The sequence below is a fragment of the Phreatobacter stygius genome, from assembly GCF_005144885.1.
Classification (GTDB): Bacteria; Pseudomonadota; Alphaproteobacteria; order Rhizobiales; family Phreatobacteraceae; genus Phreatobacter; species Phreatobacter stygius.
Map to the genome: position 1 here is coordinate 6,420,263 of NZ_CP039690.1, position 25,806 is coordinate 6,446,068.

At 66.9% G+C, this 25,806-nt stretch carries 26 protein-coding genes, 1 tRNA gene and 1 pseudogene; 13 read left to right on the top strand and 15 right to left on the bottom strand.

Annotated features, from left to right (window positions below; all coding sequences use genetic code 11):
• Window positions 1-42: 42 nt before the first annotated feature.
• The 6 genes from E8M01_RS30415 to soxY form a co-directional block, all read right to left on the bottom strand.
• Window positions 43-390, bottom strand: coding sequence for a c-type cytochrome (locus E8M01_RS30415; protein WP_136963586.1), 348 nt, complete (start codon window positions 388-390; stop codon window positions 43-45).
• Window positions 387-1,097, bottom strand: coding sequence for a c-type cytochrome (locus E8M01_RS30420; protein WP_136963587.1), 711 nt, complete (start codon window positions 1,095-1,097; stop codon window positions 387-389). Before E8M01_RS30420 ends, E8M01_RS30415 begins: the two co-directional genes overlap by 4 nt.
• Window positions 1,081-2,370 (bottom strand): sulfite dehydrogenase, encoded by a 1,290-nt coding sequence (soxC, locus tag E8M01_RS30425; RefSeq protein WP_136963588.1) that lies wholly within the window; start codon window positions 2,368-2,370, stop codon window positions 1,081-1,083. Before soxC ends, E8M01_RS30420 begins: the two co-directional genes overlap by 17 nt.
• A gap of 29 nt (window positions 2,371-2,399) precedes the next feature.
• Window positions 2,400-4,097 (bottom strand): thiosulfohydrolase SoxB, encoded by a 1,698-nt coding sequence (gene soxB, locus E8M01_RS30430; protein WP_136963589.1) that lies wholly within the window; start codon window positions 4,095-4,097, stop codon window positions 2,400-2,402.
• 180 nt (window positions 4,098-4,277) lie between these two features.
• Window positions 4,278-4,550 (bottom strand): thiosulfate oxidation carrier complex protein SoxZ, encoded by a 273-nt coding sequence (soxZ, locus tag E8M01_RS30435; RefSeq protein WP_136964906.1) that lies wholly within the window; start codon window positions 4,548-4,550, stop codon window positions 4,278-4,280.
• A gap of 85 nt (window positions 4,551-4,635) precedes the next feature.
• Entirely contained in the window at window positions 4,636-5,100 is a 465-nt protein-coding gene (soxY, locus tag E8M01_RS30440; RefSeq protein ID WP_136963590.1) for a thiosulfate oxidation carrier protein SoxY, read from the bottom strand.
• Window positions 5,101-5,305: 205 nt separating this feature from the next.
• On the opposite strand from soxY, the gene soxA reads away from it, so the two are divergent.
• A complete protein-coding gene (soxA, locus tag E8M01_RS30445) occupies window positions 5,306-6,118 on the top strand; it encodes a sulfur oxidation c-type cytochrome SoxA (RefSeq protein WP_136964907.1) in 813 nt (270 codons plus the stop codon).
• Between the two features lie 11 nt (window positions 6,119-6,129).
• The gene (gene soxX / locus E8M01_RS30450; RefSeq protein ID WP_136963591.1) at window positions 6,130-6,789 is read left to right on the top strand and encodes a sulfur oxidation c-type cytochrome SoxX; all 660 of its coding nucleotides are present in this window, start codon (window positions 6,130-6,132) and stop codon (window positions 6,787-6,789) included.
• Between the two features lie 53 nt (window positions 6,790-6,842).
• Here soxX and E8M01_RS30455 read toward each other — a convergent pair whose 3' ends face one another.
• The gene (locus E8M01_RS30455) at window positions 6,843-7,583 is read right to left on the bottom strand and encodes a cytochrome c biogenesis CcdA family protein (protein ID WP_246088486.1); all 741 of its coding nucleotides are present in this window, start codon (window positions 7,581-7,583) and stop codon (window positions 6,843-6,845) included.
• A gap of 149 nt (window positions 7,584-7,732) precedes the next feature.
• On the opposite strand from E8M01_RS30455, the gene E8M01_RS30460 reads away from it, so the two are divergent.
• From E8M01_RS30460 to E8M01_RS30470, 3 genes are read left to right on the top strand one after another with little or no spacing between them, the layout of a single operon-like run.
• Complete coding sequence (locus tag E8M01_RS30460) at window positions 7,733-8,056, top strand: thioredoxin fold domain-containing protein (RefSeq protein WP_342778644.1); 324 nt, start codon at window positions 7,733-7,735, stop codon at window positions 8,054-8,056.
• Window positions 8,056-8,430 carry an ArsR/SmtB family transcription factor gene (locus E8M01_RS30465; protein ID WP_136963593.1) on the top strand — a complete coding sequence of 125 codons (375 nt, stop codon included), beginning with the start codon at window positions 8,056-8,058 and terminating at the stop codon, window positions 8,428-8,430. Before E8M01_RS30460 ends, E8M01_RS30465 begins: the two co-directional genes overlap by 1 nt.
• A 48-nt stretch (window positions 8,431-8,478) precedes the next feature.
• Entirely contained in the window at window positions 8,479-9,600 is a 1,122-nt protein-coding gene (locus E8M01_RS30470; RefSeq protein WP_136963594.1) for a YeeE/YedE family protein, read from the top strand.
• A gap of 20 nt (window positions 9,601-9,620) precedes the next feature.
• On the opposite strand, the gene E8M01_RS30475 is transcribed toward E8M01_RS30470, so the two are convergent.
• Entirely contained in the window at window positions 9,621-10,580 is a 960-nt protein-coding gene (locus tag E8M01_RS30475) for an MBL fold metallo-hydrolase (protein WP_170182137.1), read from the bottom strand.
• Window positions 10,581-10,960: 380 nt separating this feature from the next.
• Between E8M01_RS30475 and E8M01_RS30480 the strand changes: the two genes are divergently transcribed.
• A tRNA-Lys gene (locus tag E8M01_RS30480) sits at window positions 10,961-11,035 on the top strand.
• A gap of 35 nt (window positions 11,036-11,070) precedes the next feature.
• Here the strand turns inward: E8M01_RS30480 and E8M01_RS30485 are convergent.
• The 5 genes from E8M01_RS30485 to recG all read right to left on the bottom strand — a co-directional run bounded on the left by E8M01_RS30485 (window position 11,071) and on the right by recG (window position 16,057).
• A complete protein-coding gene (locus tag E8M01_RS30485) occupies window positions 11,071-11,817 on the bottom strand; it encodes an SDR family oxidoreductase (RefSeq protein ID WP_136963596.1) in 747 nt (248 codons plus the stop codon).
• A 99-nt stretch (window positions 11,818-11,916) separates the two neighbouring features.
• A complete protein-coding gene (locus E8M01_RS30490) occupies window positions 11,917-12,660 on the bottom strand; it encodes a hypothetical protein (protein ID WP_136963597.1) in 744 nt (247 codons plus the stop codon).
• 41 nt (window positions 12,661-12,701) lie between these two features.
• Window positions 12,702-13,592, bottom strand: a complete 891-nt coding sequence (locus E8M01_RS30495) for a PfkB family carbohydrate kinase (protein ID WP_136963598.1) — start codon at window positions 13,590-13,592, stop codon at window positions 12,702-12,704.
• On the bottom strand, window positions 13,589-13,951 hold the full coding sequence (locus tag E8M01_RS30500; protein ID WP_211596677.1) for a YbaN family protein: 363 nt from the start codon (window positions 13,949-13,951) through the stop codon (window positions 13,589-13,591). The genes E8M01_RS30495 and E8M01_RS30500 overlap by 4 nt, the downstream gene beginning before the upstream one ends.
• A 6-nt stretch (window positions 13,952-13,957) precedes the next feature.
• Window positions 13,958-16,057, bottom strand: coding sequence for an ATP-dependent DNA helicase RecG (gene recG, locus E8M01_RS30505; protein ID WP_136963599.1), 2,100 nt, complete (start codon window positions 16,055-16,057; stop codon window positions 13,958-13,960).
• A 123-nt stretch (window positions 16,058-16,180) separates the two neighbouring features.
• Here recG and E8M01_RS30510 point away from each other — a divergent pair, with 123 nt between their 5' ends.
• The 7 genes and pseudogenes from E8M01_RS30510 (at window position 16,181) to E8M01_RS30540 (ending at window position 24,934) form a co-directional block, all read left to right on the top strand.
• On the top strand, window positions 16,181-16,480 hold the full coding sequence (locus E8M01_RS30510; RefSeq protein ID WP_136963600.1) for an FAD assembly factor SdhE: 300 nt from the start codon (window positions 16,181-16,183) through the stop codon (window positions 16,478-16,480).
• Window positions 16,480-19,997, top strand: a pseudogene (mfd, locus tag E8M01_RS30515) (transcription-repair coupling factor). The gene E8M01_RS30510 and the pseudogene mfd overlap by 1 nt, the downstream one beginning before the upstream one ends.
• Before the next feature lies 1 nt (window position 19,998).
• Window positions 19,999-20,586: a dihydrofolate reductase family protein gene (locus tag E8M01_RS30520; RefSeq protein WP_136963601.1), complete on the top strand. Its 588-nt coding sequence runs from the start codon at window positions 19,999-20,001 to the stop codon at window positions 20,584-20,586.
• 210 nt (window positions 20,587-20,796) lie between these two features.
• A complete protein-coding gene (clpS, locus tag E8M01_RS30525; RefSeq protein WP_136964909.1) occupies window positions 20,797-21,132 on the top strand; it encodes an ATP-dependent Clp protease adapter ClpS in 336 nt (111 codons plus the stop codon).
• A gap of 50 nt (window positions 21,133-21,182) precedes the next feature.
• The gene (gene clpA, locus E8M01_RS30530; RefSeq protein WP_136963602.1) at window positions 21,183-23,660 is read left to right on the top strand and encodes an ATP-dependent Clp protease ATP-binding subunit ClpA; all 2,478 of its coding nucleotides are present in this window, start codon (window positions 21,183-21,185) and stop codon (window positions 23,658-23,660) included.
• Between the two features lie 183 nt (window positions 23,661-23,843).
• On the top strand, window positions 23,844-24,587 hold the full coding sequence (locus E8M01_RS30535) for an AzlC family ABC transporter permease (protein WP_136963603.1): 744 nt from the start codon (window positions 23,844-23,846) through the stop codon (window positions 24,585-24,587).
• Window positions 24,584-24,934, top strand: a complete 351-nt coding sequence (locus E8M01_RS30540; RefSeq protein ID WP_136963604.1) for an AzlD domain-containing protein — start codon at window positions 24,584-24,586, stop codon at window positions 24,932-24,934. The genes E8M01_RS30535 and E8M01_RS30540 overlap by 4 nt, the downstream gene beginning before the upstream one ends.
• A 23-nt stretch (window positions 24,935-24,957) precedes the next feature.
• On the opposite strand, the gene E8M01_RS30545 is transcribed toward E8M01_RS30540, so the two are convergent.
• The gene (locus tag E8M01_RS30545) at window positions 24,958-25,389 is read right to left on the bottom strand and encodes an HIT family protein (RefSeq protein ID WP_136963605.1); all 432 of its coding nucleotides are present in this window, start codon (window positions 25,387-25,389) and stop codon (window positions 24,958-24,960) included.
• Window positions 25,390-25,467: 78 nt separating this feature from the next.
• Complete coding sequence (locus E8M01_RS30550; RefSeq protein WP_136963606.1) at window positions 25,468-25,797, bottom strand: hypothetical protein; 330 nt, start codon at window positions 25,795-25,797, stop codon at window positions 25,468-25,470.
• Window positions 25,798-25,806: the final 9 nt, after the last annotated feature.

The following is a 25,806-nucleotide window of genomic DNA, read 5'->3' on the forward strand; positions in this document are numbered from 1 at the left end:
CTCCCTTGTCGTCTGCGCCAAGCCGCCCGGAGGCCCGGGCGGTTATTTGGTCTGCGGCGGCGTGAGGCTGCCGAAATAGGCGGCGAGCGCCGCCATCTCGTCGTCCGAGAACCGGCCGGCAACCGTCTGCATGATCGGGTTGTCGCGGTCCTTCGCCCGGTAGGACTGCATGACCGCGACGAACTGATCGGCCGGCCAGCCGATGATCGGGGGAATGCCGGCGCCGGCGCGGCCCGAGACCTGGTGACAGGTGACACATTCACCCGCCAGATATTCGCCGAGCGCCCGGTCACCCGGCCGCGGCACCTGCGCCAGCGCCGCGGTCGAGGCGATGATGCCGGTCGCTGCCGCCAGCAAGCCTTGAAGGACGGGACGCGGCGCTGCACTCATTCCACCCTCGGCCCGGTGCGGCTGTCGGGGGTCACGTCGATCACCCGCGCCCGGCCGGTGACGCGCGGCTCGGGCCGGCAATTGGTCATGCACGGATTGGCCTGCCAGAACCGGCGCTCGGTGGTCTCGCGATCGTCGTCGTAGAAGCCGCCGGCATTGGGCAGCCTGATGCTGGTGAAATTGTCGCGGCTGAGCTCGAAATCGTCCTTCACCACATCGTTCAGATGCAGCAGATAGGCGGTCAGCGCATAGACCTCGTCATTGGACAGCGACTGGGCGTTTCCATAGGGCATGGCGCGCCGGATATAATCGAAGGTGGTCGACAGATACGGCCAGAACGAGCCTATGGTTTTCTCCGGATTGTCGGAGGCCAGCGATCCGCGCCCACCGGCCAGCACCGGCCAGCGGCCGGCGCCCTCGCCGAACTCGCCATGGCAGGCGGCGCATTGCTGCAGGTAGACCTCTTCGCCCTGTTTGACCGTGCCCCGGCCGGGCGGCAGGCCCTGGCCGTCGGGGCGGATGTCGGTGTCCCAGGCGGCGACTTCGGCGGGATGCGCCTCGCGGCCGAGCCCGACCTTGGCCGGGGGTGCGGCACGTGTCGCGGCCGGGGCTGGCGCCGCCGGCCGCTGCTGGGCGAGCACCACGCTTGCCGTGCCGAGACCCGCGAGCAGCGCCAGACCGAGGGCGATCTTAGCCGATTTCGACATTTTCAGTCTCCCCGTTCGAGCGCACGAGCCAGGTCTGAATGCCGTTATTGTGGTAGATCGAGTTGGTGCCGCGCACCTTGCGCAACTCGTCCTTGGTCGGCTGCACGTAGCCGGTTTCGTCCATGGCGCGCGACTGGATCATCATCTCGCGGCCGTCCCAGTCGAAATCGACGTAGAAGCGCGTCAGCGACATCGACATGACCGGCCCGTCGATCCGCGCGGTCCGCCAGTTGCGGCCGCCGTCGAGGCTCACGTCGACCCGGCGGATCGCGCCGCGGCCGGACCAGGCAAGCCCGGTCAGGACATTCGGCCCCTTCTGCCGGAGCGGCGCCTGGGGCGAGGGATTGGTCACCACCGACTTGGCATCCATGATGAAGGTAAAGCGGCGCGAGCGGCCGTCGGCGAGCAGGTCGGTATATTTCGACGTCTCCTCCCGGTGGTGCCAGGGCTGGTCGCCGACCTCGATCCGGCGCAGCCACTTGATCCACATATTGCCTTCCCAGCCGGGTACGACGAGGCGCAGCGGATAACCCTGTTCGGGCCGCAACATCTCGCCATTCATGCCCCAGACGACGAGGCAATCCCTGAGCGCCTTGTCGAGCGGGATCGATCGGGTCATGCCCGAGGCATCGGCGCCTTCGGCGAGCAGCCACTTGGCATTGCCGCGCAGGCCCGCCTCGTCGAGCAGTGTTTTCAAAGGGATGCCGGAATACCAGACATTATGGACCATGCCGTGGGTGAACTGGCAGCCATTGAGCTGGGCGCCGCGCCATTCCATGCCGGAATTGGCCGCGCATTCGAGGAAATAGGCCCGGTTCACCCGGCCCGGAAACCGTTTGAGGTCGTCGAGCGTGAACACCATGGGCTTGTCGACCAGGCCGTTGATCATCAGCCGGTGCTTGGCCGGGTCGATCTCGGCGACACCGCCGTGATGGCGCTCGAAACAGAGGCCCGAGGGCGTGATGATGCCGTCGAGCGCATGCAGCGGGGTGAAATTGACCGAGGATTCGCGGCTCGCCGTCAGCCATTCGACGTCGCGGCGGACCACGTCCTTCTCGAAAGCCGACGGCTTGCCATAAGGCCGCGCCTGAACGCCGTCGCCGAGCGTCCGGTTCCAGTCCTGCACCTCGGTGATGACGGGATCCGGGGCAGGGGCGGCAAAGGCGGTGCCGGATGCGGCGAGACCTGCGGTGCCCAGACTTGCGGCGCCGACGCCTGCCGCGCCGAGAAAGCCGCGCCGATTGAAGGTCGAAACGGTTCGTGGCCCGCTCATCCCTGTCTCCTTGACGTCGACCTGGCGCCTCAGGCGCCGGTCACCTTGACCGCGCGATTGGGTTCCAGGCACACATTGCGCACCCGCGACACGTATTTTTCGACGATCTCCCAGACCGGCGGACCCTGGGTCGCCTCGTTGACGCTGGCCCAGCCGGCGACGACATAGGCCTTGGCCGGTTCCAGCGGCTTGCCGGTCTTCAGCAGGGTCATGTCGGAAATGCGCTGCCCCGCAGGCTTGCCGACATCGATGGCGTAACCGGCGCCGCCGACCCGCACCATGTCGCCGCCGCCCTGGAAATAGGGGTCCGGGTGGAAAATGTTGTCGGCGACATCCTCCAGGATGTCCTTCAACTGCTGGCCGGTCATCTCCATCCGGTAGCAGGCCGGATAGGTCATGGCGGTGGCGTTGCTGATCGCCTCGAAGGTGATCGGATCGCCCGGCAGCAGCGTGCCGCCCCAACGGAAGCCCGGCGACAGCGCGATCTCGGCATCGCGCTCGGCCAGCATCGACTGGGCGATCAGGTCGTCGAACGTGCCGTTGAAATTGCCGCGCCGGAACAACAGGCTGTCGGTGCGGCCGACTTCGCGGGCGAGCTCGGCCGCATAAGGCTTGCGGATCGCCTCGATCGCCGCGGCCATCTCCGCGTCCGGCGTGATGGCGTCGGAAAAGACCGGCATCAGCTTGTAGCGAAAGCCGGTCATCCGCCGGTCCTTCACTTCGATATCCAGGCGCGAGACGAATTTGCCGTGCGAGCCGGTCGCCACCAGGATGGTCTCGCCAACCTTGACCACCCCCGGCATGGCGTCATGGGTATGGGCGGTCAGGATGATGTCGATGCCCTTGACCCGCGAGGCGAGCTTGCGGTCGACATCGAAACCATTATGCGAGAGCAGCACGATCAGGTCGGCGCTGTCAGCGCGGGCCTCCTCGACCTGTTTCTGCAGGTCGTCCTCGCGCAGGCCGAACTCCCATTTCGGGATCATCCAGCGCGGATTGGCGATCGGCGTGCGCGGGAAGGCCTGGCCGATGACAGCGATCTTCGCGCCGCCTTTCTCGAACATCTTGCGCGGCTCGAACACCGGCTCCTGCCATTCGCCGTCGCGGATGTTCTGGGCCAGGAAGGCGATCTTCGAGGTCTCGGCGATCTCCTTCACCCGGGTTTCGCCATAGGTGAATTCCCAGTGCGAGGTCATGGCGTCGACGCCGAGCGCCTCCATGACGCCGACCATGTCCTGGCCCCGGGTCTTCAGCGCGGTCCAGGAGCCTTGCCAGGTGTCGCCGCCGTCGAGCAGCAACACCTTGTCGGCGCCACGCTCGGCCCGGATCGTCTTGATCAGGCGGGCCACCCGATCCATGCCGCCCATCCGGCCATAATTGCGGGCGAGCGAGGCAAAATCGTCGCTGGTCAGCGCATGGGCATCGGCCGAGCCGGCCGCCACCTTGAAATGCGCCCGGAATTCCTGGTCGGTCAGGTGCGGCGGCACGCCCTTGGCGTCACCGACGCCGAGATTGACCGAGGGCTCACGGAAATAGAGCGGCACCAGCTGCGCATGGATATCGGTGACATGGACAAGGGTGACGGTTCCCAAGGGATCGAACCGCGTGATGTCGGCTTCCGTCAGCCGCTGCTGGGCCGCGACGCGGCCGAGCGGCCCGAGCCCCGATCCGAGGGTCAGCGCCTGGGCAGCCGCCGTCGCTTGCAGGAATTGCCTGCGCGAAATCATCTGTTCATCCCTAGATCAGGCCGCGCCAACCGCGCGGCGCCCGAGGGCTTGATGCCCTTCTTCGATACCGAAACCCGACGGATCGTTCATCCCATACGAATGAAAATACCATCCGGTCCATGGCCTTGCGGACCGTTTCTCATGCGAGATGCGAAGCCACCCGCGCATGAGGCCGCGCGATCAGGCGACCGCGATCTTGTTGGTCGAGCTATATTCCGAGCCGTCATCGTCCTTCCAGACGAATTTGAACTCGCCGCTCTCCTTCACCTTGTAGAAGAAGGATTGATAGGGATTGGCCGAGATCGCCGGGTGCCAGTCGGCCTGGAACACCGTCTTGCCGTTGAACGAGGCGGTGAAGCTGTTGATGATCTTGCGCGGGATCGGCTTGCCGGCGCTGTCGCGGCGCTGGCCGCTTTCCATCTCATGCGAGATCAGCGTCTTGATCTCGATCATGTCGCCGGCCTTGGCCTGGCCGGGCACGCGGACTCGGGGGTGGGTTTGGTGGACATGGCGTTTCCTTAAATCCTTGCCCGGGCGCTCAGCCGCCGCAGCCGCCGATGGTGACCTTCACTTCGGCCTTGGTGGTGAACAGCGAGCCGTCCGACATCTCGGCGACGCAGACGATGTTCTGGGTCTGGGCGAGCCGCATGCGGGTGGAGGCCGCCGCCCGGCCGCATTCCGGCGAGAAGCGGAAGGTGAACACGCCGGGCTGCGGATTGCCGTCGGCAAAGACGTGGACGGCCTTGACGTAATCGGTTTCCGTCATCGGGCTTTCGACCTCGACGGTGACCGGCACCACCAGTCCGTTCTCGGCGATCTGCGGCACGTCCAGCTTGACCCGGCCCTCGGCCATCGGCTTGCCGGCATAAAGCTTCTTCAGCTCGTCCTCGACGGCCTTGGGATCGGCGATCGCAAGGCGCGGCGCCAGCGCCGCCGCGGCGAAGGCGAGAGCCGCCGTGCGCAGAACCGCGCGTCTCGTTTGGGAGGCGAACAGTCTCGCCATGCCGTGCTCCTTGGTTTCCTCAGACGTCCCGTTCAACCGGGCTTGACGGCGCGATCTCCAGACCGCACGCTTAAACATATCGTGATATTGTTTTTTGTGAATGTAAAGGTCATTCTAAGCTGACGATCACGAGACGGATCGCCCCGTGGAAGAGGGCGGCCGGAGGGACGGCGGAGGAGAAACCATGGCCCGTACAGGGTGGATAATGGCTGGCCTGGTGTCAGCCGCGCTGGGCGGCTTCGTCACGCTGGGATTGGCCCAGCCGGCGCAGGACGCCAGCGAGCGGGAGATCGAGCGCTATCGCGCCATGATCAACGACCCGATGGCCAATCCCGGCTATCTCGCGGTCGATCGCGGCGAGGGGCTCTGGGCCGAAGCCCGCGGCACGCGCAATGTCTCGCTTGAGACCTGCGACCTCGGCGAGGGGCCGGGCAAGCTCGAAGGCGCCTATGCCAGGCTGCCGCGCTATTTCGCCGATGCCGACCGGGTGATGGATCTCGAACAGCGCCTGCTCTGGTGCATGGACAAGATCCAGGGCCTCGACGTCAGCGACATCGTCAAGCGCCGCTTCTCGGGTCCCGGGCGCGCCTCCGACATGGAGGACCTGGTCGCCTTCATCGCCAACAAGTCCAATGGCATGACCATCCAGCCGCAGCTTGGCCATGCCAGGGAACGCGAGATGGCGGCGGTCGGCGAGGCGATGTTCTACCGCCGCGCCGGCGTCATGGATTTTTCCTGCGCCACCTGCCACGGCGAACCGGGCAAGCGCATCCGCCTGCAGGGCTTGCCGGATTTCTCCAGGCCCGGTCAGGCACCGCAGGAGGCCATTGGCTCCTGGCCGACCTATCGCGTCTCGCAGAGCGCGCTCAGGACCATGCAGCACCGCATGTGGGATTGCTTTCGCCAGCAGCGCTGGCCGGAGCCCGATTATGCCTCCGACGGCATCACCGCGCTGCTGGTCTATCTGAACATCCAGGCGGCAGGGGGCGAAATCAACGTCCCCTCCATCAAGCGCTGAGCGAGGCCGCCATGACCATCAATCGATCCATCCGTCCTATCTCGGTCCGCCTCGCCTCCGTCGCCCTCGGCGTCCTGCTGCTCTCGGCCGCGCCGGCGCTCGCCCAGACCGCCGCCGCTCCGGCGGCCCCGGTCGACCCGGCCCGTGTCGACCAGATCATCCGCGGCACCTTCACCCGTGCCCCGGCCGAATGGCAGGCGCGTGTCGAACTCGACGCCACCCAGCGCACCTGCACCGAGCGGCGCAACCAGGTGTCCGGACCCGAGGCCGACGCCATCCAGTCACGTGAACGGGCCACCGTGGTGCTGCCGCAGGACGGCCGCTTCCTCGGCGACTGGCGCCGCGGCTTCCAGGTCGCGAACAGCGGCCGGGGCGGGCAGTTCTCCGACCCCGCCAATACCGTGACCGGCGGCAATTGTTACGCCTGCCACCAGATGGATCCGAAAGAATTGAGCTTCGGCACGCTCGGACCGAGCCTTGCGGCTTATGGCCGGGACCGCAATTACGACCCGGAGCTGATCCGCGAGGCCTATATCAAGATCTACAATTCGCAGGCCGCGGTCGCCTGTTCCAACATGCCGCGTTTCGGCGCGACCAAGTTTCTCAGCGTGGATCAGATCCGCGACGTGCTGGCCTATCTGTTCGATCGCGAATCGCCGGTCAACAAATAAGGCCGGCGCTGGCCGAGCCCGTCAGCCGACTTGCAAATCAGCCGACCTGCAAATCAGCCGACCTGGTTGAAGACCGGGAAGAGTTCGATCAGCAGGCCGCCGACCCGCGCCATCTGGCCGGTGGCGATCAACAGGCCGGTGGCGACGAGGATGCCGCCGGTCGCCGCCTGAGCCCGGACGAGATAGGGCCGGAACCGGGCGATCCAGCTGAGGAATGGCCCGGCAAAGGCCGCCGCCAGCAGGAAGGGCACGCCCATGCCGGCGGCATAGAAGCCGAGCAGCAAGGTGCCCTGGCCAACCGTCTCCGCTGCCGCCGAGAGCATCAGGATCGCGGCGAGCACCGGGCCGACGCAGGGCGTCCAGCCGAAACCGAAAGCCAGGCCAATGCCATAGGCGCCGGCCAAACCGGCCGGCCGGCGTTCGATCTCGGTGCGCGCCTCGCGCATCAGGACGCCGATCCGGACGAGGCCGGTCATATGCACGCCGATGACGACGAGGCCGAGGCCGGCCACCACGGCGAGGCCGTCGAACCAGCGCGTCAGCGCCTGGCCGAAGACCGAGGCGGTGGCGCCGAGCAGGATGAAGATGGTGGCGAAGCCGAGCACGAAGGCGCCGGCACGGCCGATCAGCAGCCGGCGGTTGGCGACAGCGCCGCTCGAACTCGCCTCCAGCTCGCCGAACGACAGGCCGGCCAGAAAACACAGATAGGCCGGCACCAGTGGCAGCACGCAGGGCGAGAAAAACGACAGGAGACCGGCGAGGAATGCGCCCGCAAACGAGATGTCGAGCGCCACGCCGGCCTCCATTGGCAAATATATTCGAATGCGTCTATATCTTAGCGATGAAACGCGGTTGGCGGCAATTCATCCGTGCCTTTTGGTTCAGCGCAGCTGTCGGGCTCGCAGCGCTTGGCTCGGCGCCTGCGAGCGCGGCCGAACTCGTCATGTTCGAACGCTCGGGCTGCCCCTGGTGCCTGCGCTGGGACCGCGAGGTGGCGCCCAATTATGGGCGAACCGACGAGGGCAAGCTTGTGCCGCTGCGCCGGGTCAATCTCGACCATGGCCAGCCGCGTGACATCGCGCTGACCTTGCCGGTGCGGTTCACGCCGACCTTCGTGCTGGTCGACCAGGGTCGCGAAATCGGCCGGATCACCGGCTATATGGATGAAGGCATGTTCTGGGGCTTGTTCACCAGGATGATTCGGGATTTGCAGACCAACAGGGGACGAGCGCCGGCCGCCGCTGCATCCCAGGGAAAGCCCAGCTGATGACCGTGATTGTATCGAAGGCGATCGAGGACGAGTTGCGTTCCGGCGCGGAATATTCCGTCGAGCTCGAGCAATTGATGCGCAATGCCCGCGAGGCGAGCGACTTCCTGAAGGCGCTGTCGCATGAAAGCCGGCTGCTGCTGCTCTGCCTGCTGGCGGAAAAGGAACGCTCGGTCGGCGAACTGGAGAACATCCTGTCGCTGCGCCAGCCAACCGTGTCGCAACAATTGGCGCGGCTGCGCTTCGACGACATGGTCACCACGCGGCGCGACGGCAAGACGGTCTATTACAGCATCGCCAATGAGAACGTCCGGCGCGTCATCAGCGTGATCTACGACATCTTCTGCGAGCGCGGCACCAAGCCGGCCAAATAACAAGCGGGCCGCAAGGTCCCGTCGGGGCAAGCGCCCCTGGGAGGAAGCATGACCGGGCTGCCGGCCGTCGCCGTCGGCGTGATGGGCTTTCTGGTCGGCGTGGCGGCAGGCTGGGCCGTCCAGCGGGCCAGGCTTTGCTCGTTCGGCGCCGTCGAAGATGCCTTGCTCGGGCGCGACTGGCGCCGGATGAAGGTGTTCGGCCTGGCTTTGGCCGTGGCGCTGATCGGCACCCAGACGCTGGTCCTCTTCGGCCTGTTCGAACCCACCGAAACCACCTATGTGCCGGGCCAGATCGCCTGGCTCGGCGCCTTGATCGGCGCCATCCTGTTCGGCATCGGCATGGCGCTGGTCGGCACCTGCGCCTTCGGCTCGCTGATCCGGCTCGGTTCCGGCGACCTGCGCAGCCTGTTCACCCTCATGGTCTTCGGTGCGGTGGCTTATGCGACGCTGCGCGGCGTGCTGGCGCGGCCGCGGATCGACTGGGTCGAGGCGGTCTCGGTGGCCATGCCGGGCGGTGTCGCGAGCTCCGCCCCCGATGTGCTCGGCCGCTTTGCTGGTGTCGATCTCCGCTTCGGCCTGACCTTTGCCGTCGCTCTCGGCCTGATCTGGCTGGTCGCCCGGGATCGCCGGCTGTGGCGGGCGCCGCGGCTCGTCACCGCCGGTATCGTGCTCGGCCTCGGCGTGGTGGCCGGCTGGGTCGCCACCGGCGTCGCCGTCGATGTCTTCGACCGGCTGGTGCGGGTCCAGAGCCTGACCTTCGTGTCGCCGGTGGCGCGCGGCTTTTATGGCCTGATGACCGGCGAGGGCACGATCGCCGATTTCGGCGTCATGAGCGTCGCCGGTGTCGCGGTCGGCGCCGGGCTGTCGGCGCTCGCCGCGCGCGAGTTTCGCTGGGAAGCCTTCGACGACCAGCACGAGATGCGCCGGCACCTGACCGGCGCGGTGCTGATGGGTTTCGGCGGCGTGCTCGCCGGCGGCTGCACGATCGGGCAGGGGCTGACCGCGGGATCACTGATGGCGGTGACCTGGCCGCTCACCGTTCTCGGCATGATTCTCGGCGCGCGCCTCGGCATTGCCATCCTGGTCGAGGGGTCGGTGGTCGACTGGGTTCGCGCGGTCTGGGCAAGCCTCGGCGCCGCGCGCGAAGGCCGCCGGCCACCGGCCGAATAACGTTTCGCGACGTCCGCGCCTCAGGCCGCCGGAACGAAACGATAGGCGCTGCCCTGGCGCTCGACCCGGCCGAGGCCGCCCGCCGGCAGGTGATAGGTCGAGACCAGCAGCTTGTCGCCGGCCAGCCGGTCGAGCAGGCTCTTGCGCGTCGCCGCGGCCCGTTCCGGCTCCTGGTCGAAGGCGGTGGCCCAGTCCGGATGCTGGAACGACAGCACCGGGTGGGTGAGGGCATCGCCCAGGATCATGAGGCTGTCGGAGCCGGTGCGCACCTCGAAGGAAACATGTCCCGGCGTATGGCCTCGCGTGTCGATCGCAGCCAGGCCGGAGATGATCTCTTCGCCGGGGCGAAACCGCTTCAGCTGCGGCTCGAGCGCCTTCAGGACCCGCTGCGCGCCGGCGGCGAAGGCGTGCCGCTCCTCCGGCAGCTTGGCGAAGACCTGCGGATCGACCCAGAAATCCCATTCGGCCGCGGCCATATGATAGGTCGCATTCGGAAAAGCCGGCGTGTCGAACTCGTCGAGCGCGCCCCAGAGATGATCCGGATGGGCGTGGGTGAACAAGACCCGCGTGACCTTGGCCGGGTCAATGCCGGCCGCCTCGATCGACTTCGGCAAAAGGCCGGTGGTCGGAAGGAAATTGCGGCCGGCGCCGCAATCGAACAGCACGAGGTCGTCGCCAAGGCTCAGCAAGGGCACGTTGAGGCCATTGCGGGTCGCGTCGACCGGAAGGCCCGCCGCGGCCAGGACCTTCTGGACGTCGGCCGGCGGCACGCCGCGCGCCAGCATCGAGACCGGCAGCGTGATGCCGCCGTCCGACAGGATCTGCAGCGAAGCCGCGCCGATGCGGGCCGAGGCGATCGCCTGCGCCGCGGCGGGCGAGGGCAGGGCGATCGCCGCCGCCGCAAGCGCAGTGGCTCCGAGAAATGCACGGCGATCGAGCGTGGATGGTCCGAATCGCGTGTCGTCGTCACGGCGTGTCATAACGGTCTCCGAACCTGGCCTGGCGTCAGAATCCACGCAAAAGAGCGAAAGCACTAATGAATCAACCCTCTCCCAGAGGGAGAGGGTGGCAGCGTCAGCTGCCGGGTGAGGGGGCGTCCATCTCCGAACGGACGGCATGCTCGACGCGCATCGGCAGCAGTTCTAACTCCTTACGCCCCTCACCCGGCGCCTGGCGGCGCCACCCTCTCCCTCCGGGAGAGGGTTGTTTCATTAGTGCTTTTCGTCATCAACCGGACGGGCAGGGCGCCTGCCACCTTGTTCTGGTTGGCCAATTTCATCCCCAACAACATCAAACATGGCGCATCTCGGCGGACATGCGTTGACTTCCTGGGCGCGATCCGCCAAACCCGCCGCCGGATGGGCGGGTAGCTCAGCGGTAGAGCACGTGACTTTTAATCATGTGGTCGAGGGTTCGATCCCCTCCCCGCTCACCATCCAATTTCCTCCCTTCGGCAGGCCTGGTCTCCACTCAGAGCGCGAAGCCGCCGTCGGCGAGGTGGATCTGGCCGGTCGTGTAGCTGGCTTCGTCGGAAGCGAGATAGAGCGCCAGCAGGGCGATCTCTTCCGCCGTGCCGAGCCGACCGATCGGCTGGCGGTCGATGAACGCCTTGCGGGTCGCCTCCAGCGACTGGCCTGAAGAGGCCGACAAGGCCTTGATGCGGTCGTCGAGCGAGGGCGACTGGATGGTGCCCGGGCAAATGGCATTGGCGCGGATGCCCTTGCGGATGAAATCGATCGCCACCGACTTGGTCAGGCCGATCACCGCGGCCTTGCTGGCGCCATAGGCGTAACGATTCGGCACGCCCCGCACCGACGAGGCGCCGGACGCAATATTGACGATCGAGCCGGCGCCTTTTTCCAGCATGCCCGGCAGGAAGGCCTTGATCGTCCGATGCATGGATTTGACGTTCAGGTCGAAGGAAAAGTCCCAGTCGTCCTCGCTGGTGTCGAGCACGGTGCCGTGATGCACGAAACCGGCGGCATTGACCAGGATGTCGATCGGACCGGTCTTGGCGGCCAGCGCCTCGACCGCCTTGGTCGAGCGCGCGTCCAGCTTCAGCTTCTTCGCCCGCTTGATGCCCTCGAGCTTGGCCTTGTCGAGGTCGGTGGCATAGACGGTGGCGCCTTCCTCCACGAACAGTTCCGCGATGGCGCGGCCAATGCCGTGGCCTGCCGCCGTCACCACCGCGATCTTGCCCTGAAGCCGCTTCGCCATGTCCGTCTTCTCCCGTCTTGCCGTTTTTTGGGTCCGCCGTTTCGGCTGGCGTCAGGGCAAGAGGAGACACGGTGCGGATGGCCGTGTCCAGCCGGCGAGCTATCCGCCGAAGCGTTGGGAGAGTTGCGTGTCGAAGGTCTTGAGATCGACCAGGATGCGCTCGAGCAGGGCGGCATCGCGCAGCCGGACCGCGGTCGCCACCACGTCGAGGCCGGCGACGATCGGGTCGGCCAGGCGGCGATATTCCGCATCGGTGATGACTTCGGTCGCGGCATAGGCGTCGCAGCGCCTCAGCGCCCAGCGATAGACTGCCGCCTTCGCCAGCACGTCGCCGCGGGCTTCCGCCCGGGTCATGTCGGGTGGCGTCCGCTTCATCACCATGAAGGCGTCCAGCGCATCGCTGGATTCATCCAGGCATTCGACCAGGCCGTAGAGCCCGGCCGACTTGCGCAGCATGATCCATTCGCGCCGGAGCGGCAGCAGTTCCTCGAGCGCCGCCTCCGCGCGGTTCTCGGACAAGGCATCGCTCGCCCGCTTCAGCCGCGCGCCGGCGCCCTCGAGAACCTCCGGGAACATGTTGACCCGGGCGAACAGGGCCGGCGGGTCGGCACGATAGGCAATCGTCGCCTCGGTCCACAGCGCCGTCAGCCGCCTCAGGCTGGCATCGGCTTCTTCCGTCCGGCCCGCCCTGAGGCTGGTGGTGGTCGCACGGAACAGCGATTGGGCTTCGGTCAGCTTGCTGATGAACGACCCGGTCTTGGCGCACAATCCTCCGTCGACCGCGCCGAGCGAGGCGGCGGCAAGCAGGATGGCCAGGACGATAATCCGAAAATGAACTTTCACGGCGCGCACCATAGCCGAACCGTTTCCGCGATGCATCCGGCCTATGCGCCACCGAGGAATGCGTCGAGCTCGGCTCGCCGAGGCATGCCGCGGCGGCCGCCGAATTGTTGGCATTTCAGCGCCGCCGCGCCATTGGCGAAGCGAACCGCGCTGGCGAGCGGCTGATGTTCGGCGAGCGCGACCGCCAGCGCGCCGTGCCAGGTGTCGCCGGCGCCCAGCGTATCCGCCGCCTTGACCGCAAAGGCCGGGGCATGGACGACACGGGCACCCTCCATGAACCAGGCGCCGCGCGGACCGTCGGTGACCAGCAGCACATTGGCGGCATCGCGCGCGGCATGGGCGAGCGCCGTCGGCAGGTCGTCGATGCCGGTGAGCTCACGCAGCGCCGTTTCGGAAAAGCCGACATGGCTTGCCAGCGCGACGACCTCGGGCCGGGTCGGGCGCCGGTCGGCATCGAGCACCGAGGGAAGGCCGGCGGCGCGCGCCTGCGGCAGCACGGCAAAGGCCGCCTCGATCCAGCGGGTCTCGGCATAGATCGCGTCCGCGCGCCGGCCGAGATCATCCGGAATCCAGTCGGTGTCATCGGGAATATCCGGGTCGGAATAGCTCACCACCATGCGTTCGCCAGCCGGATCGACCATCACGGCCGAGACCGGCGAGCGATATCCCCGACATTCGCGGATCAACGAACAGTCGATGCCCTCGGCGGCCAGCTCGTCGCGCATGGTTCGCGCCGGCGGGTCGTCGCCGAGCCGCGCGATCAGGGTGACCTCGGCGCCAAGCCGGGCACAGGCGGTGGCGGCATTGCCGGCCAGCCCGCCGCCCGATGTGGTCATGTGCAGCGAGCGGTATTTCACCGCCGCGGTCGGGATGGCGTCGAGCTGGTAGATGAAATCGAGCGTGGTGATGCCGGCGCAGACGATACGGGTCATGAACTCGGCCTCGTGCCGACATAGAGGGCGGATGCCGCCAGGCACAGGCCCGAGACGACGACGGCGATCGGCGGTGCGGTCAGCCAGACGATGCCCCAGGACAAGGCCATGGAGGCGAGTGCGATCGCCTTGACGCGCGGCGCGATGGCGCCGCTTGCCCGCCATTTGACCACTTCGGGACCGAGTTTGGGGTGCGTCACCAGCCACTGCTCGAAGCGCGGCGAGGAGCGGGCGAACAGCCAGGCGGCGATGATCAGGAAGAGCGTGCCGGGAATACCCGGCAGGATGACGCCGACGACGCCAATGGCGACGCAGACCCAGCCGGCCGCCATCATCAGATATCGCCACGGTTGGCCCATGGCGGCCTAACCCGCCTTGACGAGGCGGATCGCCTCGTCGCGGCCGAACAGATAGAGCAGGTCGCGCAGCGCCTCGCCGCGCTCGGTCGTCAGTTTCGGATCGGTCTCGATGACCAGCTTGGCGTCGTTGCGGGCGGTTTCCAGGAGCCCGCCATGGTGTTCCAGCCGGGCGAGGCGAAAACCCGGCATGCCCGACTGCTTGGTGCCCAGCACATCGCCTTCGCCGCGCAGTTTCAGGTCTTCCTCGGCGATCCGGAAGCCGTCCTCGGTCTCGCGCATGATGTCAAGCCGCTTGCGGGCGACCTCGCCGAGCGGGCCCTTGTAGAGCAGGATGCAGGTCGAGGCGGTCTCGCCGCGGCCGATCCGTCCGCGCAATTGATGCAGCTGGGCGAGCCCGAAGCGCTCGGCATGATCGATCACCATGACCGAGGCCTGGGGCACGTCGACGCCAACCTCGATCACCGTGGTGGCGACCAAAAGCCGGCTGTCGCCACGCTGGAAGCGCAGCATCGCGGCATCCTTGTCGGCGCCCTTCATCTGGCCGTGGATCAGGTCGACCTTGTCGCCGAACCGCTGGCCAAGCGTGGCGAAACGCTCCTCGGCCGCGGCCATGTCGGTCTCCTCGCTCTCGGCGACCAGCGGACAGACCCAATAGACCTGCCGTCCGGCGTCGAGCGCCCGGCCGATGCCGTCGACCACCTCGGCGAGCCGGTCGAGCGCGATGATGCGGGTGTCGACCGGTTTCCGGCCGGCCGGCTTTTCGGTCAGCTGGGACGAATCCATGTCGCCGAAATAGGTCAGCACCAGCGTGCGCGGGATCGGCGTCGCGGTCATGACAAGCAGATCGACAGCCTCGCCCTTGGCGGCCAGCGCCAGCCGCTGATGCACGCCGAACCGGTGCTGCTCGTCGATCACGGCGAGGCCGAGATCGCGGAAACGCACGCTGTCCTGGAACAGGGCATGGGTGCCGACGACGATGGCGATCTCGCCCGATTCGAGCCGCGCCAGGATGCGCGCACGCTCCTGGCCCTTTTCCCGGCCGGTCAGGATCGCGATCTCCAGGCCGGATTGGCCGGTCAGCGCGGTCAGCGTCTTGGCGTGCTGGCGGGCGAGGATTTCGGTTGGTGCCATCAGGGCGGACTGGCGGCCGACCTCGGCCGCCGCCGCGCAGGCCATCAGCGCGACCACCGTCTTGCCCGACCCGACATCGCCCTGCAGCAGGCGCAGCATGCGGGTCTCGGCCGACATGTCCGAGGCGATCTCGGCGGCCGCGCGGCGCTGCGAGCCGGTCAGTTCGAACGGCAGGCCCGCCTCGATGCGCGCCCGGACCGTGCCGTCGCCGACATTGCGCCGCCCGGCCGGACGGCGCAGATTGGCGCGCACCAGGCCGAGCGCCAGCTGGTTGGCCAGCAATTCGTCATAGGCAAGCCTGGACCAGGCCGGTCCCTCGGGCGCGAAATCGTCCAGGTCGCGCGGGGCGTGGACGCTCCGCAGCGCCGTGCCGAAGTCGGGCCAGGCCCGCCGGTCGATGAGGTGCCGGTCCTGCCATTCCGGCAGTTTCGGCAGCCTGGCCAGCGCCGCGTCGCCGGCGCGCCGGATCAGCGCCGAGCCGAGACCCTCGGTCATCGGATAGACCGGCTCGATCAGCGGCATGGTGGCGAACTGTTCCGCCGTCACCACCCGGTCGGGGTGGACCATCTGGCGCATGCCGTCGAACAGTTCGATCGTGCCGGAGACGATGCGCGTCTCGCCGACCGGGCAAAGCTCCTCGATCCGGGCGCGGTGGGCATGGAACCAGACCAGCGTCAGGTCGCCGGTATGGTCGGAGCACTGGACCCGATAGGGCGCGCGCGATTTGCCTGGCGGGGCGGGGCGGTGGCGGTCGATGCTCACCTCGACCGTGACGATCTGGCCGGCCTGGGCCTCGGCGAGCGTCGGCCGGGCCCGCCGGTCGATCAGGCCGGAGGGCAGGTGGAACAGGAGATCGGCGACGCGCGGCGGGCCGTCGGTGTCGAGAAGCCTGGCGAACAGCGCTTCGAGCTTCGGGCCGACGCCTTTCAGCGTGCCGATCGGGGCAAACAGGGGGTCGAGTCGCGTGGGACGCATGGCGGCAATGTATAGCGGCTTTCCGACGCTGACAGCGGGGGCGAGCTTTGCTAGGACAACGGCCGAACCGGGCGGCGCGCAGAAGCGTCCCCGGCTTTCGCCGTTTCGCCCCGGAGCCTGCCCATGACCGGAACCACCCGTTCCAGCGCCGATCTCGATCCGCGCCGCCGCAAGATCCTGTTTCGGTCCTGGCACCGCGGCACGCGCGAGATGGACCTGATCATGGGCCGTTTCGCCGATGTCCATATTGGCACCCTGACGGAGGCCGAGCTCGACGATTACGAGCGGCTGATCGAGGTGCCGGACCGCGACCTGTTCGCCTGGGTGACCGACAAGGCGTCGACGCCGGCCAATTACGACACGAGCGTCTTCCGGTCGCTGAAAACATTCCACTCGGAAGGCAAGGGAGCCTGGCGCGGCTGATGGCCAAACGATCCCCCGCTGACGTCGTTGCTTCGCGCGGCCGCCTGACCCTCGCCGGCGTGCCGCAGGGCTTCGACGCGCTCGTCATTGCCGATCTGGCGCGCCAGTTGCACGCCAAGGGCGACCAGGCCTCGCCCGAACTGGTGGTCGTCTGCCGCGACGGCCCGCGCATGCAGGCACTGGAATCGGCGCTCGGCTTTTTCGCCCCCGGCATCGAAATCCTGACACTGCCGGCCTGGGACTGCCAGCCCTATGACCGCGCTTCGCCGAATGGGGCGATCATGGCGCGGCGCATGCTGACGCTGTCGAGGCTCGCCCGCATCACCGGCCGGGCGACGCCGGCCATCGTGCTGACCACCATCAACGCGGCGCTGCAGCGCCTGCCGGCCAAGGGCCTGCTGGCGGCGCAATCGCTGTCGGCGGCGGCCGGCAACGTGCTGTCCATGGCCAATCTGTCGGCCTGGCTCGAGAACAACGGCTATATGCGCACCTCCACCGTGCGCGAGGTGGGCGAATATGCCGTGCGCGGCGGCATTCTGGATCTTTATCCGCCGGGCCTCGACGCGCCGATCCGGCTCGATTTCTTCGGCGATACGCTGGAATCGATCCGCGCCTTCGATCCCGAGACCCAGCGCACCACCGGCCAGTTGAAGCGGCTCGACCTGGTGCCGACCTCGGAGGTGCAGATCACCACCGAGACCATGGTGAAGTTCCGGCTGGCCTATGTCCGCGCCTTCGGCGGCTCGACCAAGGGCGACGCGCTCTATGAGGCCGTGTCCGAGGGCCGCCGGCATCCCGGCGTCGAGCATTGGCTGCCGCTGTTCCACGACCGGCTGGACACGATCTTCGACTATTTGCCCGGCAGCGGCGTGGTGCTGGACGGCCTGGTCGAGGAGGCCGCCAAGGAGCGCCTGACGACGGTCGCCGACTATTACGATGCACGCAAGACGGCGCTCGACCACAATGCCGGCGGCGTCACCTACAAGCCCTTGCCGCCCGACCAGCTCTATCTGACGGCGGATGAATGGGATCGCCGCCGCAATGGCGAGGCGGTGGTCAAGCTGTCGGCCTTCGCGCTCGCCGGCGCCTCCGACGGCGCTCTGATCGATCTCGAGGGGCGGCGCGGCCATTCCTTCGCGGCCGAGCGCGCCGACGAGAACGCCAATGTCTTCGACGCGGTGGTGGGCCATATCGCTGCCTTGCGCAAAGACCGCAAGCGCGTCGTCGTGGCGGCCTGGTCGGACGGCTCGCGCGACCGCCTGTTGCAGATTCTCGGCGATCACGACCTGAAGGCCGCCCGTCCCGTGGCGAGCTGGGCTGCCGCCCAGGCGCTGCGCGGCGACGAGATCGCGCTCGCCGTGCTCGGCATCGAGGAAGGCTTCGAGACGCCCGACATCGCCGTCATCGGCGAACAGGACATTCTCGGCGACCGGCTGGTGCGTGCGCAAAAGAAGCGCAAGCGTGCCCAGGATTTCATCGCCGAGGCGACCAGCCTGTCGGCCGGCGACCTGGTTGTCCATGTCGACCACGGCATCGGCCGGTTCATTGGCCTGCGCACGGTGACGGCGGCGGGCGCTCCGCATGACTGCGTCGAGATCCATTATGCCGGCGGCGACAAGCTGTTCCTGCCGGTCGAAAATATCGAGCTCCTGTCCCGTTACGGCTCGGAAGATGCCGAGGCGCAGCTCGACAAGCTCGGCGGCGGCGCCTGGCAGGCGCGCAAGGCCCGGCTGAAGAAGCGCATCCTGGAAATGGCCGGCGAGCTGATCAAGATCGCCGCCGCTCGCGCCCTGCGCGAGGCGCCGAAGCTGGTGGCGCCCGACGGCGCCTATGACGAATTCGCCGCGCGCTTCCCTTATGACGAGACCGACGACCAGGCCGGCGCCATCGACGCGGTGCTGGAAGATCTCGGTTCCGGCAAGCCGATGGATCGCCTGATCTGCGGCGATGTCGGCTTCGGCAAGACCGAGGTGGCGCTGCGTGCCGCCTTTGCCTCGGTCATGAACGGCAAGCAGGTGGCGGTGGTGGTGCCGACCACGCTGCTCGCCCGCCAGCATTTCAAGACCTTCACCGAACGGTTCAAGGGCTTGCCGATCAATATTGCCCAGGCCTCGCGCATGGTCGGCTCGGCCGATCTCGCCGCCGCCAAGAAGGGCCTGACCGACGGCGCCGTCGATATCGTCGTCGGCACCCATGCGCTGCTCGGCAAGGCCATAGCCTTCAAGGACCTGGGGCTGGTCATCGTCGACGAGGAGCAGCATTTCGGCGTCGGCCACAAGGAGCGGCTGAAGCAGTTGCGCGCCGAGGTCCATGTGCTGACCCTGACGGCAACCCCGATCCCGCGCACCCTGCAGCTCGCCATGACCGGCGTGCGCGACCTGTCGATCATTGCGACCCCGCCGGTCGATCGCCTGGCGGTCCGCTCCTTCGTGACGCCCTTCGACCCCCTGATCGTCCGCGAGGCCCTGCTGCGCGAGCGCTATCGCGGCGGCCAGGCCTTCTTCGTCTGCCCGCGCATCGAGGATCTCGGCGAGGTCGAGGCCTTCCTGCGCGAACACGTGCCGGAGGCGAAATTCATCATCGCCCATGGCCAGATGGCGCCGACCGAGCTCGAGGATCGCATCGGCGCCTTCTATGACGGCAAGATCGACATCCTGGTCTCGACCACGATCGTCGAATCCGGGCTCGACATTCCCACCGCCAATACCCTGATCATCTGGCGCGCCGACATGTTCGGCCTGGCCCAGCTCTACCAGCTGCGCGGCCGGGTCGGCCGGGCCAAGACACGCGCCTATGCGCTGTTCACCTTGCCCGAAAACAAGCCGATCACGCCGCAGGCCGAGCGCCGCCTGAAGGTGCTGCAGTCGCTCGACACGCTCGGCGCCGGCTTCCAGCTCGCCTCCCACGATCTCGACATCCGCGGCGCCGGCAACCTGCTCGGCGACGACCAGTCCGGCCATATCAAGGAGGTCGGCTACGAGCTCTACCAGCAGATGCTGGAAGAGGCCGTGTCGATGATGAAGTCCGGCCTGGTCGACGATGCGGTGGAGGACAAGTGGTCGCCGCAGATCACGGTCGGCACGCCGATCCTGATCCCCGATCATTATGTCGAGGATCTCAGCCTGCGCCTGTCGCTCTATCGCCGCCTCGGCGACCTCGAGACCGACCAGGAGATCGACGCCTTCGCCGCCGAGATGATCGACCGTTTCGGGCCCTTGCCCGACGAGGTTCAGCATCTGGTCAAGGTGGCGGTGGTCAAGGCCTTGTGCCGGCGGGCCAATGTCGACAAGGTCGATGCCGGCCCACGCGGCATCGTCCTGTCGTTCCGCGACCAGAAATTCTCCAATCCGGGGGGCTGGTGCGCTATATTGGCGAGCAGGGGTCGCTGGCCAAGGTCCGTCCGGACCAGAAGATCGTCTTCATCCGTGATTGGCCGAAGCCGGAGGACCGGCTGCGCGGCGCGACGGTGATCCTGCGCAACCTCGTGAAGATTGCCGAAACCAGACAGGCGGCGTGACATGACACCGGCACCGGTCAGGATCGCCATCGAAGGCCATGCCATCGTCTCGGCCGACGGCATGATCGCCGAGGCCGACGGGTCGATGCCCAGGCGGCTGATGAACGATGCCGACTGGCGCCTGTTCCAGGCCGCCCTCGATCGCGCCGAACTGGTGGTGCTCGGGCGGCATGGCCATCAGCTGCATCCCAATCCCGGCCGGCGCCGGCTGGTGCTGACCCGCGCGGTGACCGGTCTGGTGGCCGATCCGGCGGATCGCTGCGCGCATTTCTGGAACCCCGGGCACATGACTTTTAATCATGTGCTCGAGATCATGGGGATTGCCGAGGGAACGGTCGCGGTGGCCGGCGGCACCGGTGTCTTCGATCACTTCCTCGATATCGGCTATGCCGGGTTCGTGCTGTCGACCGCCCGCGGCATACGCATTCCCGAGGGCCGGCCCTGCTTTACCGCAGGTCCACCCGGCGCCGTGCTGGCCGGTCACGGTCTCCGGGTTTCAGCCGAAACGCTGATCGATGCCGAAGCCGACGTGACCATGGCGGTCTGGCAGCGCGACATCGCCGCACCCACGCGCCCATCGACGCCCTAGCGGGCGGCGCGTCGCGTCCCTATTATTACCCACAGTCTTCCGCATAGTCTCGGGTCGGCATACCGGCATGATTCTGGCATCCGTTCCATCGACTGGATAATTTCGGGCGTCTCGGTCCGCCGAGATGCAAGCTCCACCATGACGAATGATGCAGTGCTGATCCACACTGGCTTTCCCTTCCGGCCCGCGCCCGCAAACCTTGCGACCGCCATGGCCGGCAAACGCGACGAGCGAGACCAGGACCCGGGCGGGCCGGGCACTTCGGTCATTGCGAAGACGCGTCCGCAGACCAAGCGGCCGAGCCTTTACCGGGTGCTGCTGCTGAACGACGACTACACGCCGATGGAGTTCGTAGTGCATGTGCTGCAGAAATTCTTCAACAAGAACGGCGATGATGCGACCCGCATCATGTTGCACGTTCACCAGCACGGCGTCGGAGAGTGCGGCGTCTTTACCTATGAAGTCGCCGAGACCAAGGTGACCCAGGTGATGGACTTCGCACGCAAGCATCAGCATCCGCTGCAATGCGTGATGGAGAAGAAATAGGCCGGTTTCGCGTGCTGCCCGTCGACGCATTGATGTTTTAAGAGGTTCCCTTGCCCTCATTTTCACGCAGTCTCGAACAATCACTCCATCGGGCACTGGCGCTCGCCAACGAGCGCCGGCACGAATATGCAACGCTTGAGCATCTCCTGCTGGCGCTGGTCGAGGACCAGGACGCCGCGGCCGTGATGAAGGCCTGCAGCGTCGATCTCGACAAGCTGAAGAAGAGCCTGCTCGGCTATATCGATACCGAACTGGAAAACCTGATCACCGACGGGTCGGAGGATTCCAAGCCCACCGCCGGCTTCCAGCGCGTCATCCAGCGCGCCGTGATCCATGTCCAGTCGTCGGGCCGCGAAGAAGTCACCGGCGCCAATGTGCTGGTCGCGATCTTCGCCGAGCGCGAGAGCCATGCCGCCTATTTCCTGCAGGAGCAGGACATGACCCGTTACGACGCGGTCAATTACATCTCGCACGGCATCGCCAAGCGCGCCGGCCTCGCCGAGCCGCGCCTGCCCAAGGGCACCGACGAGCCGGAAGAGGCCAAGGACAAGTCGCCCGACGACAAGAAGAAGGGCGACGCGCTCGACACCTATTGCGTCAACCTGAACAAGAAGGCGCGCGAAGGCCGGATCGATCCGCTGATCGGCCGCGACATCGAGATCAACCGCACCATCCAGGTGCTCTGCCGGCGCCAGAAGAACAATCCGCTGTTCGTCGGCGACCCCGGCGTCGGCAAGACCGCCATTGCCGAGGGCCTGGCCAAGCGCATCGTCGAGAACGACGTGCCCGACGTCCTGCGCGATGCCACCGTGTTTTCGCTCGACATGGGCACCCTGCTCGCCGGCACGCGCTATCGCGGCGATTTCGAGGAACGCTTGAAACAGGTCATCAAGGAGGTGGAAGCCCACCCCAAGGCGATCATGTTCATCGACGAGATCCACACCGTCATCGGCGCCGGCGCGACCTCGGGCGGCGCCATGGATGCCTCCAACCTTTTGAAGCCGGCGCTCGCCCAGGGCACGCTGCGCTGCATGGGCTCGACCACCTACAAGGAATATCGGCAATATTTCGAGAAGGACCGGGCGCTGGTCCGCCGCTTCCAGAAGATCGACGTGAACGAGCCTTCGGTGCCGGACACGATCGAGATCCTGAAGGGCCTGAAGACGGCTTTCGAGACCTATCACCGGCTGCGCTACACCAACGAGGCGATCAAGGCCGCGGTGGAGCTCTCCGCGCGCTATATCCATGACCGCAAGCTGCCGGACAAGGCGATCGACGTGATCGACGAGTCGGGCGCGGCCCAGATGCTGGTGCCCGAGGCCAAGCGCAAGAAGGTCATCGGTCTGAAGGAAATCGAGGCGACGATCGCCACCATGGCGCGCATCCCGCCGAAGACCGTGTCCAAGGACGATGCCGAGATCCTGCGCAATATCGAGAACACGCTGAAGCGCGTGGTCTACGGCCAGGACAAGGCGATCGAGGCCCTGTCGGCGTCGATCAAGCTTGCCCGTGCCGGCCTGCGGGAACCGGAAAAGCCGATCGGCAATTACCTGTTCTCCGGCCCGACCGGCGTCGGCAAGACCGAAGTCGCCAAGCAATTGGCCTCGGTGCTCGGCGTCCAGCTGCTGCGCTTCGACATGTCGGAATATATGGAACGCCACACCGTCTCGCGGCTGATCGGCGCGCCTCCGGGCTATGTCGGCTTCGACCAGGGCGGCCTGCTCACCGATGGCGTCGACCAGAACCCATATTGCGTGCTGCTGCTCGATGAGATCGAGAAGGCCCATCCGGACCTGTTCAACATCCTGCTGCAGATCATGGACCACGGCAAACTGACCGACCACAACGGCAAGTCGGTCGATTTCCGCAATGTCATCCTGATCATGACCACCAATGCCGGTGCTTCCGATCTGGCCAAGCCGGCCATCGGCTTCACCCGCACCAAGCGGACCGGCGACGATACCGAAGCCATCAACCGGCTGTTCGCGCCGGAATTCCGCAACCGCCTGGATGCGGTGATCGCCTTCGGACATCTGTCGTCCGAGGTGATCGGCAATGTCGTCGAGAAGTTCGTCATGCAGCTGGAGGCCCAGCTCGCCGATCGTCAGGTGACGATCGAGCTGTCGCCCGACGCGAAGGAATGGCTGATCGAGCGTGGTTACGACGAGCAGATGGGCGCCCGCCCGATGGCCCGCGTCATCCAGGAATATATCAAGAAGCCGCTGGCCGAATATCTGCTGTTCGGGCGGCTGAAGAGCGGCGGCCACGTCCGCGTGGTGGTCGAGAAGGACGAAGAGGGCTTCCCGGTCCTCGGCTTCGACTTCCCGCAGGGCCCGGTGACGCCGAAACCCGAGCCGGTGGCCCCCGACGTCCGGGCGATCGTCAAGCGGGCCAGCGCCAAGCGCGGCGGCACCAAGGCAGCGCCGAAGCGCAAGCCCAAGGGCGGCGGGTCGGGCGGACTGCCGGTGCCGGTCGAGCCGAAGCGCCCGTCCGGTTCGGTGCCCAAGGTGCCGCTCAAGACCGAGTGACCTCTCGACGAGACGTCGCGACAATCGAAACCCCGGCCGTCCAGGCCGGGGTTTTTGTTTGAGGCGCGGCTTTTTGTGGGTTGAAGGACGACCGCCCTTGGCGAAAGGTTCATCGGCTGAATGGCCCACATGCGCTGCAGGCTCTTGCCTTCGGCATGACCGTCGCTGACTTTGACGCGCCTCATGACAACCACCGCGCCCCGTCCCATCCCGATCTCGCCTGCCGGCTGGTACCGCAGGGGCCTGAGGCAATCGGCGGCCTTGCCGGCGGTGATCCTGGCGGCGACCTTCATCGGCATCGGTTCGGTCTGCGCCGATTTCGGCATGCCGCTCGCCTGGGCCATGCTCGCGACGTTGCTGATCTGGGCAGGTCCTGCCCACCTGATCCTGGTCAACGGCCTCGGCACCGGTGGCACCTGGCTGGCGGTCGGGCTGACCGTCGGGCTCTCCTCGGTGCGGCTTCTGCCGATGGTGGTGTCGCTTCTGCCCTATCTGCGCGGCGGCAAGCAGCGCCACCCGCTGACCATGATGCTCTGCGCCCATATGGTCGCCATCTCGATCTGGGTCGAAGGCCTCAGGCTATTGCCCGACATCGACGCCGAGGGCAGGGTGCCTTTCTTTCTCGGCCTGGCGACCGGCCTGTTGTGTTCGGCGACGCTTGCGACCGCCGCCGGTTATGGCCTGGCCGGCATCATTCCCCAGGCTTTCGCCGCGGGCCTGCTGTTTCTGACGCCGATCTTCTTCCTGCTGTCGCTGTTCACCACGTCGCGCGTCCTGTCCGATCAGCTCGCCATTGGCGTCGGCTTTGCCGGGCTGCCGCTCGCGTCCTTCGCCGGCGACGGGCTGGAGCTCCTGTGGGCGGGGCTCGGCGGCGGCACGCTGGCTTATGGCCTGGCCCGCCTGCGCCGGTCGCGGCTCGCGCCATGACGCTGGTCGGCAGCGATCTCACCCCTTACCTGGCGCTGATCCTGGCGGGTTTCCTGCCGAGCGAAATCTGGCGCTGGCTCGGCCTGGTGGTCGGGCGCGGCCTGCGCGAAGGCTCCGAGCTGCTGTTGTGGGTCCGGGCGGTGGCGACCGCGACGCTCGCCGCCGTCGTCGCCAAACTGGCGTTCTTTCCCGCCGGCGTCCTGGCGGGCATGCCGCTCAGCTGGCGGGCCGGCGCGATGATCGCCGGCGTCGCGGTCTACTGGATCGCCCGCCGTTCGGTGCTGATGGGCGTGGCAACCGCCGAGGTCATCATTGTCGGCTCCGCCTATTGGCTGGGCCTGAAATAGCCCAAGCCTGAAATAGCCCGCGCTCAGCCGCCGGCGAATGCGGCGCGGATGCGCCCGGCGTGTTCCGCCAGCACGTCCGGTTTCGCCATGGTGCCGGGCGGGCGCAAAGCGACGCCTTCCCAGCGCGGCAGAACATGGACATGGATGTGAAACACAACCTGCCCGCCGGAGCTTTCGTTGAACTGCTGGATGGTCAGGCCATCGGCCGCCATGCCCACCTTGACCGCTTTGGCGACCATTTGCGCACCCTTGGCCAGTTCGGCCAGGTCGTCCGGCTGGATGTCCAGGATATTGCGCGCCGGCGTCTTCGGAATCACCAGAACATGGCCGTCGGCCCGCGGCATGATATCCATGAAGGCCAGGATCTTGTCGGTCTCGAAGACCTTTTCGGCGGGCAGTTCGCCACGCAGGATCCTGGCGAAGATATTGTTCGGATCATAGGCTGACGTCGACATGAAAACACCCTCGCGCTGGTGAGTACGAGGGTGTCGCAGTCCGCCGCCGTGTCGTCAAGCGACCGGCGGACACGTGAATTACCAGACCCGGACCACCCGGCAGACGCGGCCATAGCCGGTCCAGACGCAGCGGCGCACGAGGCGCGGCCGGCGCACGACATAGACCGGGCGGCGCACGACATAGACCGGGCGGCGGTAATAGTAGCGGCGACGGTAATAATACTGCATCTCCCGCGGCTCGGCGGTCGTCGCGGCAAGGCCTTCACGCAGTCCGGCAACGGTCCGCGGCGTATCGAGAGCAGGTTCAGTCAGCGCAGCCGGAACCGGGGCTGCTTCCGCACTTGTCGTAGCGGCTGCGACGGCGACGCCGCCGGCAAGAACAGCCAGGAACGAACGACGATCGAGCATAGGGGCATC